The 16,732-nt window shown below is 45.3% G+C and carries 14 protein-coding genes and 1 tRNA gene; 8 read left to right on the plus strand and 7 right to left on the minus strand.

Translation table 11 applies throughout. The annotated features are described in order from the left end of the window. The 3 genes from ABLA33_RS08390 to ABLA33_RS08400 form a co-directional block, all read right to left on the minus strand. The coding region (locus ABLA33_RS08390) for a hypothetical protein (RefSeq protein WP_347719957.1) at window positions 1–6,137 on the minus strand (6,137 nt) is incomplete at its 3' end. A 4-nt stretch (window positions 6,138–6,141) separates the two neighbouring features. After that, entirely contained in the window at window positions 6,142–7,212 is a 1,071-nt protein-coding gene (locus ABLA33_RS08395) for a hypothetical protein (RefSeq protein WP_347719958.1), read from the minus strand. A 10-nt stretch (window positions 7,213–7,222) separates the two neighbouring features. Further along, the gene (locus tag ABLA33_RS08400; protein WP_347719959.1) at window positions 7,223–7,723 is read right to left on the minus strand and encodes a hypothetical protein; all 501 of its coding nucleotides are present in this window, start codon (window positions 7,721–7,723) and stop codon (window positions 7,223–7,225) included. A gap of 94 nt (window positions 7,724–7,817) precedes the next feature. Here ABLA33_RS08400 and ABLA33_RS08405 point away from each other — a divergent pair, with 94 nt between their 5' ends. From ABLA33_RS08405 to ABLA33_RS08430, 6 genes are all read left to right on the plus strand, one after another. After that, on the plus strand, window positions 7,818–8,180 hold the full coding sequence (locus ABLA33_RS08405; RefSeq protein ID WP_347719960.1) for a hypothetical protein: 363 nt from the start codon (window positions 7,818–7,820) through the stop codon (window positions 8,178–8,180). A 212-nt stretch (window positions 8,181–8,392) separates the two neighbouring features. Continuing rightward, window positions 8,393–8,575, plus strand: coding sequence for a hypothetical protein (locus ABLA33_RS08410; protein ID WP_347719961.1), 183 nt, complete (start codon window positions 8,393–8,395; stop codon window positions 8,573–8,575). 43 nt (window positions 8,576–8,618) lie between these two features. Further along, window positions 8,619–9,020, plus strand: coding sequence for a hypothetical protein (locus ABLA33_RS08415; RefSeq protein WP_347719962.1), 402 nt, complete (start codon window positions 8,619–8,621; stop codon window positions 9,018–9,020). 44 nt (window positions 9,021–9,064) lie between these two features. Continuing rightward, window positions 9,065–9,556, plus strand: a complete 492-nt coding sequence (locus ABLA33_RS08420; protein WP_347719963.1) for a hypothetical protein — start codon at window positions 9,065–9,067, stop codon at window positions 9,554–9,556. Window positions 9,557–9,602: 46 nt separating this feature from the next. After that, window positions 9,603–9,947, plus strand: coding sequence for a hypothetical protein (locus ABLA33_RS08425; RefSeq protein ID WP_347719964.1), 345 nt, complete (start codon window positions 9,603–9,605; stop codon window positions 9,945–9,947). A 42-nt stretch (window positions 9,948–9,989) separates the two neighbouring features. Next, window positions 9,990–10,355, plus strand: a complete 366-nt coding sequence (locus tag ABLA33_RS08430) for a helix-turn-helix domain-containing protein (RefSeq protein ID WP_347719965.1) — start codon at window positions 9,990–9,992, stop codon at window positions 10,353–10,355. A 371-nt stretch (window positions 10,356–10,726) separates the two neighbouring features. Here the strand turns inward: ABLA33_RS08430 and ABLA33_RS08435 are convergent, their stop codons facing one another. From ABLA33_RS08435 to fabD, 4 genes are all read right to left on the minus strand, one after another. Further along, window positions 10,727–11,980 carry a site-specific integrase gene (locus tag ABLA33_RS08435; protein WP_347719966.1) on the minus strand — a complete coding sequence of 418 codons (1,254 nt, stop codon included), beginning with the start codon at window positions 11,978–11,980 and terminating at the stop codon, window positions 10,727–10,729. Window positions 11,981–12,128: 148 nt separating this feature from the next. Next, a tRNA-Ser gene (locus ABLA33_RS08440) sits at window positions 12,129–12,215 on the minus strand. Between the two features lie 58 nt (window positions 12,216–12,273). Beyond that, entirely contained in the window at window positions 12,274–13,986 is a 1,713-nt protein-coding gene (locus ABLA33_RS08445) for an alpha-amylase family protein (protein ID WP_347719967.1), read from the minus strand. A 120-nt stretch (window positions 13,987–14,106) separates the two neighbouring features. Next, entirely contained in the window at window positions 14,107–15,009 is a 903-nt protein-coding gene (gene fabD / locus ABLA33_RS08450) for an ACP S-malonyltransferase (protein WP_315090602.1), read from the minus strand. A 379-nt stretch (window positions 15,010–15,388) separates the two neighbouring features. Between fabD and ABLA33_RS08455 the strand changes: the two genes are divergently transcribed. Both ABLA33_RS08455 and ABLA33_RS08460 read left to right on the plus strand, forming a co-directional pair. After that, window positions 15,389–16,003: a deoxynucleoside kinase gene (locus tag ABLA33_RS08455; RefSeq protein WP_315090605.1), complete on the plus strand. Its 615-nt coding sequence runs from the start codon at window positions 15,389–15,391 to the stop codon at window positions 16,001–16,003. Window positions 16,004–16,032: 29 nt separating this feature from the next. Then, window positions 16,033–16,650 carry a deoxynucleoside kinase gene (locus tag ABLA33_RS08460; protein ID WP_311490385.1) on the plus strand — a complete coding sequence of 206 codons (618 nt, stop codon included), beginning with the start codon at window positions 16,033–16,035 and terminating at the stop codon, window positions 16,648–16,650. The last annotated feature ends 82 nt before the right edge of the window (window positions 16,651–16,732 follow it).

Consider the following 16,732-nt stretch of genomic DNA (forward strand, 5'->3'; position numbering starts at 1 on the left):
GGTTCGGTATTCTCTTGGGATAGCGTATTTGACTTAGACTGTCCTCTTTCGGCTGCAGTATCTCCTCCATCGTCGGCCACTCGTCGTTCTGCTTCATCGACTTGTGGAGGAGTGCCATCTTGTTGAACGCCCTCTGTTTTTCTGCGCTCCACTGCTGCTGCATGGGCTGCTTCAAGTTCCTTTCGTTGTGCATTGTTTATGAATTTTATTACGTTACGCAAAATTTCTTCCCTGCTCACCACACCACCTGCAAAGATGTCTTGAACACCATTCGCGCTGTCGCGTGCGTCTTTGTTGTAGAGTGCGAGTGTTGTTTTCAGCATTGTCACGCGCTTGTCATTCAGCACGTCGGCAAGCATCAGCATCGTCATATTGTTGAAGTCCGCCACCGTTTGCAACTCGTCGGGGTCGGCAAACAGTCTGCCCTGCCGTGCATACACGCTCACGATGTCGCCATGTTGATAGTCGCCGTCGTTGCGTGCGTCATACACCAACTTCACAGCATCGGCCAACTCGTTCTGCAACGCCCAACCGTCGCCCAGTGCTATGTTGTCGCTGATTTCGCCCAATGCAGTGATAACACTTTGGCGCATACTCGGTATTTCGGTAAGCATACGCACCACATCGGGGTTGCCATCAAACGCCTTGCCGATGAGCATATTCTCCAAGAACTCCCTGCCAACGGCACTCAGACGCTGGTTGCCTCTACCGCCGTCCACCATTTCGGCCATCTGCGCCTGTGGTATCACTCCTGCACCGTGCAGGTCATTCACCGCGCCGAGGCTCGCTTGTGGGTCGTTATAGAAGTCGCCCAGCGTGTCATAGCCGTTGATGGTGCGCACGATGCGACCGAAACTGTCGTCGCTCACGGTTTTACCCAGTTTTACGGCTTGCTCCGTCTTGTTCTGCGACTTCATTTCCTGTTGGTTGAACCTCGCAAAGGTCTCTGCCGTGTACGGCATGGCATCGTCGGGGACGAACGACACACGCGGATGATGCATACCCTCCACCTGCTCGGGAGTGAAACCGAACTTGTGGGCATACTCTTTCAGATAATCCACGTATGCGCCATCGGTATTGTTCCTTGCAGCAATCTCACCTGCTATGGTTCGTCCGTTGCCGGAAAGGACTACACCGTCGTTGCTCACCACTGGCACGTTCTGCAAAGCTCGCTGGTCATACTGCTGCGCAATACCCTCGGTGTGTCGCTGTGCGTCACGGTCGCGCTCATAGTCGCGGTCGTTTACGCTGTTGTCGTTAGCGTCCATCGGGAAACCGTCTGTCTTTGCCCAATTCTCGGAGTTGTGGCTTGGCGATGATGCACCGCTCTCATGCAGCACATAATGACCTTTCAGCGGCTCACCATTGGGCAACATGATTTCGTCCTTGTGTCCGTCAATCTTCGTGGCGGTGTTCCACTTCTCGGTAATGGCTGGCATCGGGTTTTCGTTGCCCACTGCCTTGCGCTCTGCCTCGGCGGCTTTGCGTGCCTCAAAGTCGGCTTGCGCCTGTGCCACTGCCTTATCGTGTGCAACGCGTTCCTCTTCGGCTCTCACTTCGGCTGCACGTTGTCGCTCCGCTTCCTTGCGTGCTTCGTCCACTCCAGCAATCTGTTGCCAATGAGCAAGACGTCTTTCGGCAGCAGCCTGTTCCTCACGCGCTGCCGCCTTGTCCGCCTTAAACTGCTCCATGCTGCCAGTGTTCTTAACCTTGCCCACACGCTTTTTGGCGGATTCAACCTCTTTTGTCAGTTGTGCCACCATACCATCTACATACTCACGCGCATCCTCGGCATTATCCAAATATTCCACAGTGCCATCCCAAGCCGTCTCGGGGTCTGTCTCCTCAAGCATCGGATTGCCTTTCTCATCTTTAGGAATACGCGACAACGCCGTCTGCTCCTGCTCTGCTTCGTCTGTTGTTTCTTCCGAAACCTCTGCATGAGTAGCAGGAACGTTTTCTGTCACATCCTCGTCTGCCGCAACCACATCCGAATCAGAGGTGTTGTCATCCTTTGGCGCTTCTGCTTCTGTAGCAGGAGTATCAACGGCTTGTACATCTTCTTGCTCTGACGAAACATGACTCACCACCTTATCGGCAAGCTTAGACTCATGCTCGTGCATCACTTCGCCATCCGCATAGTACTCGACAATGCTTCCGTTTTCATCAGGGACAAATGTGCCATTTTCGTAGCGAACACGCCCCATCACCAATGCTGGCTTTTCCGTGCCGTTCTCATCTCTAATAGTTAGCTCCATATCGGGAGTGAAATCAGAAGGAACACCCTCAACAACGTTTTCGCCTTGTGTCACTTCTGCAGGTTCTGACACCTCCGAAGATGCTGGAGGCTCGTCTTTAATGCCATTTCGCTGACGATAGTCTGCGATTGCTTGCTCATCAGCCATCTGCTGTAACTCTGAACGCGACACATTTTTTAGAGAGCCGTCCTCAAGCATCACAGCAAAGTCTGCAGCCCCTCTGTCGTCATAAGATATAAACACAACCTGTCCAGTCTCTCCAGTAGGCAATACAATCTTCTGGCCTAGTTCAACACGAACCTTGCCGTTCATCTCATCATACTGCTCCTGTATATACTGCTGCGCGTTCTCCGAAATCTTTGCCTGCTCATCTTCAAAGTTCAGCACTTCGCCAACTGCCGACAAGCCTGTATCAGAAGTAGGATCAATCATTTTGCGCTCACCAGTAGCAGGGTCAAAAACAACCACTGTTTTATCACTGTTGTCATGGTCTACCATTGAGCCATCCTCTGTCATCTGAACATGACCATCAACGATAAACACCTCTTTTCCGTGTCCCTTTTCATCGGTTTCTTTCAGTGTTGCAGGATGCAACGCACCATCAGTATGTTGCTTTTGCTTCAACTCCTCGTGCTGTTGCGCCTCCATAGAATCTGCATCCTCTTTGATGCGGTCTACAACACCAGCCAAAGCCTCCTTTGCATTGATATACGCTAATGCCTGCTCCTTTTGATTCTCACTCCAATCATCATGGGACATCACAGCTTCTTTTGCTACAGTGGGACTATCATCAAGAATCTTAAAATCTTCATCCGTTGCAAATGATAATTCACCTCGTAGCTCGTCATGCCGCATCTTAACATCTTTTCTATCTGCAACATCTGTCGCGTTGTATCCATCTGTGTAGGCCTTATCCGCTGAGTGATCCACAGGCATCTCGCCTTTTTCTTCGTCTGCCACCTCGTCGTCATAAGGAGTATCATCATCGGTAATATCAATTCTACGAGTATTGTATGATGGGTCATTTACAAATTCCCATTTGGGCATTTTCACACCATCATAGAGCCGTGAAATATAGGTCTTTACTGCTCTTTGCTCGTCACTGCTACGCTTGGATGCATCTTTTGATATAGCTTTATCAATATCCACACCCGTATCAGTCTCAACATCTTTGCGTACAGCATCCAAACTAAAATCATCGGCTAAGCTATCGTAGTGCTCCGTGACACGTTTTACGACGTCTTGCTCTGTTGGCGTAATTGTGTTTGGGTCACGGTGCATTAACTCTTTTATCATGTTGACTGGAGCGCCAATCTCATCTGCAACAATATTGCATGCACGAGAAAAGCGCTTGCTGTCAGCCAAATTGTTGTAGTGCTGCTCACCAATATCAATACCGTTAAGCTCTGCTTGTCGCATGATGCGCGTCTCCTCCAGGTCGGCTTGTCGCTTGTTTGCAAATGTTCGACTTGTAACTACACCGTTAGCCCCGATTGACTGCACTGTGTAATTTGTTTTGCCATCTTGTCCAACGCTCTCGAAAGTACTGCCACCGATTACCGTTGACATTGGGACAACATGTCCTGTCAGGTAATAATACATTTTTGCACGCGCGGCCTCACTGATTTGTCCATCAGACATGAGCTGCTCAAAACGATTGTACGGGATGTCGTAAGATACATCATCATTGTGCGTTTTGCTCTCTATAGTCCTTGATGGGTCTGCCTCTCTCGATTTACCGTCAGGCTTTTGTTTATCTACATATCGTGCGTGGTCAGTAACAAGGATATTAAGGTCATCATATCCTCCGCGCTTAAGCTCGTCTTGCTCCTCCTTGCTAAGAGCCAAATCCGTGTGCTGTCCATCCAAAACCATACGTAGTCGCTCCTCGAAGCTGCGCCTGTTGTGATTACGCTCTGCCATGTTGGTAGGATTATCGGCCTTGCGTAATGCGTCAATAGTGTGAGGCACTGATTTAATTAGATGATGCCCCTTGAATCCTGCCATCATGGCTAAATTATCAGTCCACACATCCATCGCGTCGCGATTACCACTCGCCCATTCTGGGACGGAGAAGATAGTACCCTCTGCAAGTGTGCTCACACCCAACTCTCCCGTGCGGATAGCCGCCTTGCCCGCTGTACTTGCTGTAGCCTTGACTAATTTGTCACTGATATTGCCGACCATAGGGGCAACTACTCCTGTTGCAGCACCCATGACGGCACCGTGTCCAAACTGCTTGCCAACAGCTCCAAGGGAGTATCCCTCTACATCTCCAGTATCCTCGTTACGATGGCCACCCCAACGAGCCTGTTCAGCAACTTCGCGCCCCGCTTCGAAAGTCCCGAAATTTGCAGCTCCTTGAATAGCCCCCATGGCAATTCGCCCGCCAAGCGTTGTGGCTGCTTTGCGCGTGGCTGCTTTACCAATCAGTTTGGCTGATGCTGCCGTGGCTGCCTTTGCCCCGACACTGCTGACACCTGCGGAAATGATAGTGAGGGGGTCGACGGCAAGACCAACGACACTACCTGCGATACTTGCCGCTTTATTTTTTAAGCCCTTATTATATTTTTGCTCGGCCACCTCTCTCGCTGCCCAGTCTCCTGTACTGCCTGCTTTGCTGCGTGCAAGCCCCTCCTGTAACATGGCCACAGAAGACATGCCTATCGCATGTCGGAGAAATAGGTCCGTTGCTGACTTCGGTGTGTTTTTTTTGACTGCCAAGTCAAAGACCGCTTGATCACTGTGCTGGCGGGCAAGACGTGTTGCCATCTTGCGCACCTCGCCATCGCTCATTTTAGGATATTGCTTGCGCACTATGTCGGCCATCCCGCTGATAAGTCCTTGTTGCTTTGCCCTACCAAGCGATGCCCATGCATCATTGGCCATCATCTGTAGGTCATGCTCCTTAAGGTAGTCTGCAAGATTGCTTGTGTATGTCTCGCCGGCTGCAGCCATACGCGCTTGTGGTCCTCCGCCCATCATGGCGTAGTCACTCCAAATCTTATCGTTGTGTGCCTCTCGGCTTGCCTTGGTCCTTGCTTCAGCGTTTGCCCATGCTTTTTCTGCGGCATCCTTAGTCTTATATTTTGCAAGCAAGCCGTTAATCCCTCTGTCAAAATCCTGCTGACGATTTTGCTCTGCCACATAGTCCTCATGTGCCACCTCATCTTCCGCACGTGCTGCCACCTCTTCTTTTGTCATTGGGAGAGGGGAGTTAAGTTTTAGTTGCGCTGTCATAGATGCGTGCTGACGCTTTACCGCCTCTGTAGCAGAATCAATTGCTCCAGCAAGCGAAGGCTCGTTTTGATTGCTGCTATGAACTTGCTCGCTAAACTTCCACGGCTGCGCCTGCGCCTGCGGTTTTGTCGCGTGCAACTGCTTTTTTGCAGCATCAACAAGCTCTCTGTTTGACTTTGGCTTCTGCAAAAGCTCTCCAGGAGCATAGCTTTTTGTGTCTGCTGCTGGCGTAACAGGTTTTACCATCTCAGCTTGTGCCTGCCAAAATCTTTGCGATGCTTGTGTAAGGGGATTAGTGCCAGACTTTGCAGCAGGCTGCACATTACGCTGCTTTGCAGGCACAGACTTTCCATCAACAATCTGCATCGTTGGCCTACTCTTTAGTATCTGCTTAGCTGTATTTACCGCAGGCTTTGCAGGAGCAGGCTTTACCGCGTGCAGGCCAAGTCGCGCAGCAAACTCCTCATAATTTTTGCTGCTCACTGCGCCATCAGCTTTAAGCGCATCGTAAAGCTGCTTGCGGTTTTTGTATCCCTCAGCACCTGACGCCAACATCTTGCTGCGAAAGTGCTCTCTTGACTTAGTTACTGCGCCATCTGCTTTGAGCGCATCGTAAAGGGTGTCTATCTTGTCTGGCATATCTTTATAGTCCTAATTTCTTTGTATTTGAATATGTTTTGCTCTTCGCTGCAGGTCTCTGTGTATTCGCAGGTTTTTCAGAGTGCCAACCTTTGGCTACCTGCTTTGATGTTGTAGTAGTTCTTCTGCCGCCGAAGCCGCCAGAAGTCGTGCTTGTTGAACTTTCGGTTACATAGTCAACCTTGTAGGTCTTATGTTCTTTTGCAAAATCTGATGCTTCTTTTTCGGTGGCAAAGTAGTGTGCCACCCCGTGTCCGTCATATGCAAAATACTTCTTCTGAGAGTCTCTTCCCGCTTTTGCTGCAAGGGCATTGTCTTTTCTTGTACCTGCCACGTATCGTCCCTGCTTTGCCTGCTCAGTCGTAACCCTCGCTCCATAGTAGGCGTCAGCATGATTTGCTTCCGCTGTAGCAGTGATACCTTTTTGTGTAGCCACTGTAGCTTTACCTTCCGCCTCCGTCTTTAAGTATGGCTGCAATTCTTGTTTCCATTTATGCTCTTCTTCTTCACGTTGATTTTTTAGATTAGCCAAGCGTTGAGCCTCAGCTCTTGCAGCTATCTCACGCATCGTACGGTCCTCGTCATTTTTGAGGTCGCCAATTTTGAGTGCATAGCTCACATACTTGTCTCTGTCAGCCTCACGAGCAGCCTTGGCTCTCTCAAATCGCTCTTGCGCTTTAGCCGACATGTTTGGCAAATCCATCGGCTGCACCCCGCGCGCGTAGGAAAAAGCCCGATGAAAAGAGCCTAAACCGTCAGCAAGCCGCGCAAGAAAACCCTTCTGCTTCTCGCGTCGCTCACGTGCCGCGCGCTCCTCGGGTGTCTCAACCTTAATGTCCTGCATCTGCTTGCGCAAAAAGTCCTCCATCTCAGCATAGTTGCTAAGCCGCTGCCGCGGTGCAGTGGAAGGTTGCGATACGGATGTGTCAGCCGTCGAGCTATCATCACTGTTGCCTCCTGGCGTCTCATCTGCGTCCTGTGTGTCCTGTGTGCCTTGCTCTATGCCAAGATATCTTTGTCTATCCAACTCAAAATTATCTGGAGACCCTGTTTGTGGGTCAAAAAGCTTATCCATATCTTTTTTTTTACTTTAATCCTGAACCACTTGCAAAGCCGTCGACAGCACCGCCAATAGCGTTGCTCACACCACTGCGCCAATCAACTCTCTGTCCGCGCAAAGCTCTTAACTGCTCATCGAGCGCATTCTTGCGCGACATGTACTGCCCCTCGATCTTGTCCTTGCGCTGCTCTCCTGCAACTGCAATTTGGCTCGTAGTATCCGCCAAGGCTTTAGCGTTGGCCTCCTTTGTAGCAGCAACACTCTCATCCGTACCACCCATGACGGCAGCACTGCCTGCAGCTTGCTGATTACGCTGTCTAATCATATCAGCCGTATGCGTCAACATAGCCTGCGCGTCTGCACGCTGCGTTGAATCCTCGTTGTAGCGACGGTCGTACCAATCCTGATTCTCACGCTTTTGTCCGTCGACCATCCGCTGCTGCTCTTTGAGCATCTTGTTTTTAGAGATGCTGCCAAAGATGCCACCGATAGCACCAAGCGCACCGCCAATCAATCCTCCCAACATATTGTGTATCTTTTATTTGTTAAAACAAAACTTATAAGTTTCTTGCAAAGTAACACGCTTATTTTTGCATCATCATTTTAAGTTTTGTATCACCATGCCAAGAAAAGCAGGAGACGGGCGCGGTAGGCTCGGCGGCAGAGCTGCAGGTACGCCCAACAAAGACAAGCCGCTAAAAACATTCCTCCGCCAACACTCGGTGACATACTTTACACCGAGCATCGAGGAGGAAGACGAAAAAGGAAAGAAAACTGGCCGATTAGTTTCGCAGTTTGACATAGACGTTGCAAACCTTGATCCAGCAAGCCGCACCGACACGGAAATCAAGCTGCTCAAATATCACACGCCACAGATGCAGTCTACAAGCGTCGACATGACAATTGTAGACGAAAACAAAACACTCTCAGAGCGGCTCGCACGTCTTGCCAGTGGCGAAGAAATCTCAGCTCAAGAAGAATAGGAGTTAATAAAGTTTGTTAGTTTTTGGGAGTCGTCCGCAGTGATGCGCGCGGCTCTTTTTTAGTCTTATATATATAGGTATATATGAGATTTTTTAAAAATATGTTTTATAACATATAAAATAAGTGTGCAAATATTTGCACATATAAAAATAAACGCCTATCTTTGCACTATCAAAATAAAACAAATAGCAAATTAAAAAAACTAAGAGCAATGAAAAAGTTAGGATTTACGACAATCAATGAAGCAAGTTATAAAGGTCACACCATCACGCACATAGAAGACGGCTTCCAGCAAGAGTTTGCTATTATAGACGATAAAAAAGAGCTTTACGCAAGCGTTTCAGATGCGAAAAGAGTTATCAATGGCCTTCAGCCAAAATATGAAGTAATGTAAAAAAACAACTAACAAAAATACAAACTACTAACAACTACAAATTATGGCAAAGTACACAATTACCTACAAATGCGGACACACAGAAGAGATGCAACTTTTTGGCAAGATGAATGACCGCGATCGCAAAATAGCTTGGTATGCGACACAAGACTGCCCCGAGTGCAAGGCAGCAGCAGCAAGAGCAGCAGCAAAAGAGAGAGGCCTCGTAGAGCTTGAAGGTACAGCAAAGCAGATTGTTTGGGCTGAGCAAATTAGAGCAAAATTTTTAGAGCTGAGCGAACAGATAAAAAAGCAGCTTGAGACAAAAGCCGAAGACCCCAGAGTACTTGAACTATTTGCTGTACTTGACGACGCAAAGAGCAACTCAAAAGCATCCTTCTGGATCGACAACAGATACGACCTCGACTCAGTCCGCGGTATAATCATTTGGACTGGTATCAAGTAAAAAAATAACTAACAAAAAAATATCAACTACTAAAAATTACAATTATGACAACTATCAAAAAAATCCAGACTACAAGTGACGCAAACGGCTACCCAACAAATCTCAAAACTGGCTATATAGGCTTTGAGACTTGGGCCGAGGCCGAAAAATTTGCAGAAGAAAGAGACCTTACTTTGATGTGCGTCTCACGGAAAACAGGTTGGCACGTTTGGCACAGAGGAAATATGATGAATGAGCCGATGACAATCAAAGCCGAAGACTATGGCGATGACTACAATTTTGAGACTGACGCTGATAAATACTTTGAGAGTGAGCGCGAAATACTCGAAGATTGCGACACGCTCGAAGAGATTGAAGAAAAGCTAAAGACGATGCGCGAGGTAGTAGACGCGATAAAAGCAGCAGATATTGCAGACGGTGAAGTTGTAGTGACTTGCTGCGGTGAGTACTGCGAGACTATCAAGACAGAGACAATGAGCTGGAGCGACGAGAGCAACGGCCGTGAGTATGTGATTGCAGCAGTAGAGTTAATCTAATAAAAACAAATTTTAAGCCCTCGACAACACGGTTAAGTCAGTTTTTATGATTAGCAAAGAGACTTTTTTAGATAAGCTGAGTAAAAAATCAGGTGATGCGACCGCTGTAGTTTACGATAGCCCAACAAACAGAGACTTTTTTCCAGAAAAAGTAGATGAAATTTTAGAGAAGTACAAAGAGGGCGATTACGATGGCTTTGAAGCGGCGAGTCTTGCCGACCATCCAAACGCTGCATTACTAGCTGCATACTGTACTATGATACGTTTTATATTAGGGAAAGAGGTCACAGAAGACAATTGTATTGAGTGTCTACAAGAATACTTTGGTGAGAGCGCCTCATTTTTGATTGCACACAAAGGAGAGGAGACGGACTACATACTAATTTGGTAAACAGCACGGGCGGCCAACAACCGCCCCACAAATATTTTAGACATGGCAAGACTGATAAACAACGTGACAAAAAAAGAAGTGGAGGTTAGGGTGTCCTACGAGCATCCCGTGTGTGGCTACGGACACGCGGTTTGGGTTGACAGAAACAATGTAGCCTACATGCAGGTCGGCATGATCACGCCCCTGTACACTATCATCCCCGACGAGCAAGACGAGCGCGAGCGCATAGGTCGCGAGATTAGTGAGCTGCGTAAAGCTGCTGGAATGTCTCAGGCCGCCCTTGCAAAAAAAATAGGCTGCGACAGGTCGTACATCGCAAAGATAGAGCGCGGCCGTCAGCATATCTCAATCAACGTGCTGACAAATATTGCTTCTGCACTTGGCGCGAGGGTTGAGGTGGTAAAATAGCTCACTATTTTTCACTGTTTGTAGTGACCGCAGGGATGATTTTCTCTGCGGTTTTTTACACCTTATATATATCAAAAAACAAGCAAAGGTTGTTTTAAAAACAAGCAAAAACAAGCAAAGGTTGTTTTAAAACAAGCAAATAAAAGAAAGTAAAGTAAAAGAAAAGAAATATATAAAGAAAATAAATTTTCTTATTCTCGTCGTCGCTGCGCGCACACGCGCGTACACGTGAGAGAGATTCGTTACAAATTGTAACGCTTTGTCACCTGTGTGGCCCGCGCGCACACGCGTACACGTGAGAGAGATTTTTTCAAAAAAAGGCTTCGCTAAACAACAGGCGAAGCCTTGTACGAACAAAAAAGAAAAATGATTTATCCTTGCAAAAGTCGCTCTTCGAATTTTTCCATCGCATCACCCACAGTCTCGTCCAGCAGTTTTGCATAGACCTCACGAGTGATTTTTGTTGAAGAGTGTCCAAGCACTTTTGAGACGATTTCCATCCCTGCTCCTCCGTTGAGTAGCATCGTCGCACCCGTGTGACGTGCCCAGTGCGACGAGATAGGCTTGTCGATATTGCACATCACGGCAATGATTTTGAGATAAGCGTTGTATTTTACGTTGGACATGATGGGCAAGCGCCCGTTGTACTGCTTCAGTATCGCCATCGCAGGCTTTAGCACCAGAAACATAAACTCCTGCTTCGTCTTTCCGCGTTGCCCCACGTACATCTGTCGCCCCTTAACCGTCTTAATCTTCTGCGCATCGAAGTCAGCAAGGTCTGTGTATGATAGGCAAGTGTAGGTCTGAAAAACGAAGAGGTCACGAGCGTGTTTTAGATACGCCGTTGGCGGATTAAGCCGCTCTATACGTGCAAACTCCTCCCGTGTTAGGTATTTCCCCAGACCGCCAGACGACTTCTCTTTGCGGATATTTAGCTTCTTGTACGGATTACCCTGCATCAGACCGTCGTCGTTGGCATCAAGGATGAATGAATTCAGAAAGCGGTGATAGTTATTCCATTTCGAGTAAGGCTTCATACCCCTTGCCGACAAGGTTTTATCCATCGCCAGGATATTTGCCTCGTTGATGTCAGAAAAAAACCTCATGCCGTCCCATTCCTCAAACCACCTCAGAAACCGCTCGTATCGCTCACAACTGTCGCTCGACCTGCCATACTTGCGTATCTCCGCACGCTCACGAAAATAATCCAGCAGGAAGCGTTCTTTCACAACGTTCTTAGCAGCATCCTTTTTCTGCCGCCCGTTAATCTGCGCCACGATACTATCCATGTCAAACTCCCCGCGCTCCATCAAGTCGTTGATGATCTTCCGTGCATTTGCGACATAGACATCGAGCGTCCGCTGCAATTCTGCCGCATCCAATCGATGCACAATGTACCCATTGCGCCACTCACGCGGAAAAACTCTCACCCCCGTAGTAGCATACTTCTTCTTGCGGTCGTAGCCGATGCGTAGCTCGATCGCACCCTCTTTCGTTTTTGATGCTCGCTTCCGTCTGTCGAACATCAACTTCAATGTTGGAATCCCCATAATTGTTAGTTTTTTTGTTGCGTCCACACTTCCGCGGTCGCCTGCGTCCGCAAAACCCATATCATGATATATCATGATTGATGATGATATAGCATATCTCCCTTTCTGTTTTTATCCTCTCATAGAGACTTAATACGATGATAGACATGATGCTATAATCAAAAATCGCTGAAAATCAGACACGAAAGGGAAGCCATCAATTTGACTTCCCTTTGATTTCTTGCGGAAAGTGAGGGATTCAAACCCCCGATACCCAACAGGGTATACCGGATTTCGAGTCCAGCGCATTCGGTCACTCTGCCAACTTTCCTTATATTGATGCAAAGATAAGAATAAATTTTATATCTGAGTTCTATGCATCAACCTTTTTAGAAAGCAATAATCACAGCGTTATTCGCTGAAATTGTAACTTTAGTAGGCTCTGTTGTGCTAAGCGTTAGAGGGAGAGATTTGCCAGAAATAAGCTCTTTTGCCTTTATAGTCTGTGGCTTTATGCCTAAATATTCAAATGCAGCAGATGGAATATTGATACAGAGTTTTTGTTCTGTATCAGCAAAGTTTGCTACGATTAGTGCAGTCTTTTCTCCCGTTGAGCGAAGCATTGCAAAGGTACGATGAGGATTGAAGTTTTGTGATGCATCGTTAGCATACATAAGATCAAATTTTTTTCCTTCTCGAATGGCTTCAGAACTATTGATGATTTTAATTATAGAACGATAGAAGGTATAAAGTTTGGCTTCATCTTTATCCAAGTATTTGATGCCACGTATTAGTTTCTGATAAGAAGGAACTCCCCAATAATCAAAAATCGTCGTTCGTCCATCTTCTCCACTAAAGCCTTCGTTGCCCATTCCTTTTTCTCCAATTTCTTGTCCTGCATAAATCATCATTGGAGCTTTATCGAGTGTTGCACTAACGACCAATGCTGGTAGAGCCTTTTCTGCATTTCCAACAAAGAATGGTGAAGCGATTCGTTGCTCATCATGATTTTCAAGAAAATGAAGCATGTGGTCTTGAATGTCGTCAGTAGCTTGCCAGCAGTGGGTAATAGCTGTAGCAGAATTCTCTCCGCGAACAATAGAACGGAGTGTATCATATAGCCCGACCTTATCGTAAAGATAATCGAATCCTCCCGTATGAATATAGTTACGGTATTCTCCTGGATTGTAAACCTCTGCAATAAATTTCAATTCAGGATGTTGTTTCTTTACTTGTGCAATGGCATAATTCCAATATTCAACTGGAACCATCTCTGCCATATCACAGCGGAAGCCATCAACTCCTTTCCCTGCCCAAAAAAGAAGAATCTCGGTCATTTTTTTCCAAGTGTCGGGGATAGGGGAGAAGTGTGTAGAACGTCCATTCTGATAGTCAATACCATAGTTTAGTTTTATAGTTTCATACCAGTCATTGATACTTGGCCATGCATTGAAAACGTCATTTCCAGAAACTCGTGCAGGAGTTTCGATATAAGAAGCTTTATTCCCTATTATATTGTCCAAATGTAATGATTCATTGGGAATATAGTAGAAGTTGTTTTGGGCTGAAAAAGCTAGCTCTGTGTTATCTGTTTCCCCTAAATCTTTGACACCAGCAGGTTTGCTGTCTGAATGATATTGGCGAGCAACATGATTTGGGACAAAGTCCATGATCATTTTTAGTCCGGATCGATGTGTTCTTTCTACTAATTGTTCGAATTCTTTCATTCGTTCTGGGACATTAACAGCTAAATCTGGATCAATATCGTAATAGTCCTTTATTGCATAGGGAGAGCCTGCATTTCCTTTTACAACTTCAGCATTATCGCGAGCGATACCAAAAGCAGAATAATCTGTCTTGGTAGCATGTTCGATTAATCCTGTATACCAAATATGAGTAAAGCCCATATCCTTGATGCGTTTTAGGCGGCGAGCATCAAAGTCGTTCATCTTGCCACATCCGTTTTCGGATAATGTTCCATTATTTTTATTGAGAGTGACAGTATTTCCGTATAAACGGGGTAAAACCTGATAGATGGTGATTCTTTCCTGGCTCATAACAGAGAGAGGCACTGCCAAGGCAAGTGCACTAAGTAGTTTCATTATATTTATTACTAATTACTAACATGTGAAAATGCAAGAGCCTAACGGCTTACGTTATTAGAGACGTTCTTCCGTTAGGCTTTTATAATATTGTTAGAATGTTTTTTAAGTTCTAAAAGATTAGTCTTCTACACCTTGGATTTCTACTTCGAGATTCTGTGCACGTGCAATCTTAGAAACCATTCCTTGAAGGGCTTTTCCTGGACCACATTCAGTGAAACTTGTGCAACCATCTGCAAGCATACTTTCAACTTCTTTTGTCCAAAGAACGCTATGCGTAAGTTGTTGAATGAGGTTGGTTTTAATCTCTTCAGGATCAGTGTGTGCAAGACCATCGTAGTTCTGATAAACAGGACAGATAGGTTTCTTGAACTCAGTAGTAGCAATAGCAGTTTCGAGTTCTTCTTGAGCAGGTTGCATAAAGGGGCTATGGAAGGCACCGCTTACGGGAAGCACAAGTGCACGCTTAGCACCAGCCTCTTTAAGAAGCGTACAAGCCTCTTTGATGGCTTCTTCGTCGCCAGATATAACAAGTTGTCCAGGACAGTTGTAGTTGGCAGGTACAACCAATTTATTGTCTTTACTTACTTGCTTGCAAATATCTTCCACTTTCTCGTCAGACAAGGAAATGATAGCTGCCATAGTGCCTGGTTTTACCTCGCAAGCAGCCTGCATGGCCTTAGCACGAGCAGCCACAAGTTTAAGACCATCTTCAAAGCTAAGGCAACGAGCTGCTGTAAGTGCAGAAAATTCACCAAGAGAATGACCTGCTACCATATCAGGATTGAAACTTTCTCCCAAGCAGAGAGCTTTAACAACACTGTGAATATATACTGCCGGTTGCGTCACTTTTGTTTGTTTCAGTTCCTCATCTGTCCCATTAAACATGATGTCTGTGATGCGGAAACCGAGAATCTCATTAGCTTTCTCGAAGAACTGTTTGGCAACGGGATGCTTCTCGTAGAGATCTTTACCCATACCAACAAACTGTGCACCCTGGCCAGGAAAAACAAATGCTTTCATTTAGATTATTTTTTTATTATTGGATATCTGTACGCAAAGTTAATCATTTTTTATCTATAATAGGTATGTGTGTCCTTTTTTGCCATCTAAGAAGTAATCTTCTTATCCTCCATAATATAATTCACGATAAAATAGGAAACGAAGTAGGTTTAAACAAATCTATAGTTAATGCTTGAAAGATGAAAAAATGTAAATTATAGAAGTTGTACCATACTGTGTGTTTATCGATTTTCATGTTTTTTCTACAGAAAAAACATGAAAATACTTCTAGTTTGACTAGAAGTGTTTATGATGTCTTACGATATTATTTGATTTTCGTTTGATGAATCCTTTCGAATGAATTACCTTTGCACAAACAAAATCAACAACTTTAAATACTGTGTACATTGCAATCGCAGGAAATATAGGTAGTGGGAAAACCACGCTGACCACCCTTTTGTCTAAGCATTACAAATGGAAACCCCATTTCGAAGCTGTTGATAATAATCCTTATCTCAATGATTATTACAAGGATGTTCCTCGGTGGTCGTTTAATTTAGAGGTGTTTTTCTTGAAAGAACGCTTTCGCAACCTATTAGAGATATCCCAGAGCCAAGTTCCAATAATTCAAGATCGTTCTATTTTTGAGGGAGTCTATGTCTTTACGGCTAACAATAAAGATATGGGATATTTGTCGGATCGCGACTACGAAACTTATATGGAGCTTTTCAACTGTATGGTTTCGGTAGTGAATTATCCTAGGCTACTCATTTATCTTCGCTCCTCAGTGCCTCATCTTGTGGAGAATATTCAGAAGCGTGGACGTGAATATGAGCAAGCTATTCCTCTTCAATATCTCGAAAATCTCAACAATCGTTACGAAGATTTTATATTCAATAGCTATCAAGGTGAGACACTCGTTATTGATGTTGATAATCTTGATTTTCTTTTACATCCTGAGGATTTTAGATCTATTGTTGATAAGATAGATGCAAAACTTTATGGTTTATTCTAATAACTTGAAACTGAAAACATACATTTATTATGCATATAGCAATTGCTGGAAACATTGGTAGCGGGAAAACAACACTGACAAAGATGCTTGCTAAACGCTACAACTGGATGCCACATTTTGAACCCGTGGACAACAATCCATATCTAGACGACTTTTATGGAGATATGTCGCGTTGGTCGTTTAATTTGCAAATCTATTTTCTCAACAAGCGTTTCAAAGATGTTGTGGAAATTTCGAAGAGCAATGATGTGATTATACAAGATCGTACTATTTTTGAAGATGCCCGTATATTTGCGCCAAACTTGCATAAAATGGGGATGATGAGCGATAGAGATTTTCAAAACTATACGGACTTATTTGATTTGATGATGTCGCTGGTAAAGTTACCCGACTTAATGATTTATATTCGTTCGACTGTACCCAATTTGGTTTCGCAGATAGCAAAGCGTGGCCGTGAGTATGAGAAGTCTATCCGCATAGATTATTTGGAAGGTCTAAATAAACTCTACGAAGATTGGATTAAAACCTATAATCATCATCTCATTATAGTGGATGGTGACACTACTAAATTTGAGAGTAATCCAGAAGACTTTGAAAAAATCACAGATATGATTGATTCAAAACTTTATGGATTATTCCCAATGTAGTAGTCGTTTAAAGTAAACGAAAAAGAAAGTCGACATGAGTTCTTTTGCTCTTGTCGGCTTTCTTTATTGTATAGAAAAATCC

It is taken from the genome of uncultured Alloprevotella sp., assembly GCF_963536905.1.
In the GTDB taxonomy this organism is placed as follows: Bacteria; Bacteroidota; Bacteroidia; order Bacteroidales; family Bacteroidaceae; genus Alloprevotella.

Bases quoted from the DNA above. Each gene is read 5' to 3' on its own strand.
- ABLA33_RS08395 (WP_347719958.1), bottom strand. From the start codon at position 7,212: ATGGATAAGCTTTTTGACCCACAAACAGGGTCTCCAGATAATTTTGAG.
- ABLA33_RS08400 (WP_347719959.1), bottom strand. From the start codon at position 7,723: ATGTTGGGAGGATTGATTGGCGGTGCGCTTGGTGCTATCGGTGGCATC.
- ABLA33_RS08405 (WP_347719960.1), top strand. From the start codon at position 7,818: ATGCCAAGAAAAGCAGGAGACGGGCGCGGTAGGCTCGGCGGCAGAGCT.
- ABLA33_RS08410 (WP_347719961.1), top strand. From the start codon at position 8,393: ATGAAAAAGTTAGGATTTACGACAATCAATGAAGCAAGTTATAAAGGT.
- ABLA33_RS08415 (WP_347719962.1), top strand. From the start codon at position 8,619: ATGGCAAAGTACACAATTACCTACAAATGCGGACACACAGAAGAGATG.
- ABLA33_RS08420 (WP_347719963.1), top strand. From the start codon at position 9,065: ATGACAACTATCAAAAAAATCCAGACTACAAGTGACGCAAACGGCTAC.
- ABLA33_RS08425 (WP_347719964.1), top strand. From the start codon at position 9,603: ATGATTAGCAAAGAGACTTTTTTAGATAAGCTGAGTAAAAAATCAGGT.
- ABLA33_RS08430 (WP_347719965.1), top strand. From the start codon at position 9,990: ATGGCAAGACTGATAAACAACGTGACAAAAAAAGAAGTGGAGGTTAGG.
- ABLA33_RS08435 (WP_347719966.1), bottom strand. From the start codon at position 11,980: ATGATATATCATGATATGGGTTTTGCGGACGCAGGCGACCGCGGAAGT.
- ABLA33_RS08445 (WP_347719967.1), bottom strand. From the start codon at position 13,986: ATGAAACTACTTAGTGCACTTGCCTTGGCAGTGCCTCTCTCTGTTATG.
- fabD (WP_315090602.1), bottom strand. From the start codon at position 15,009: ATGAAAGCATTTGTTTTTCCTGGCCAGGGTGCACAGTTTGTTGGTATG.
- ABLA33_RS08460 (WP_311490385.1), top strand. From the start codon at position 16,033: ATGCATATAGCAATTGCTGGAAACATTGGTAGCGGGAAAACAACACTG.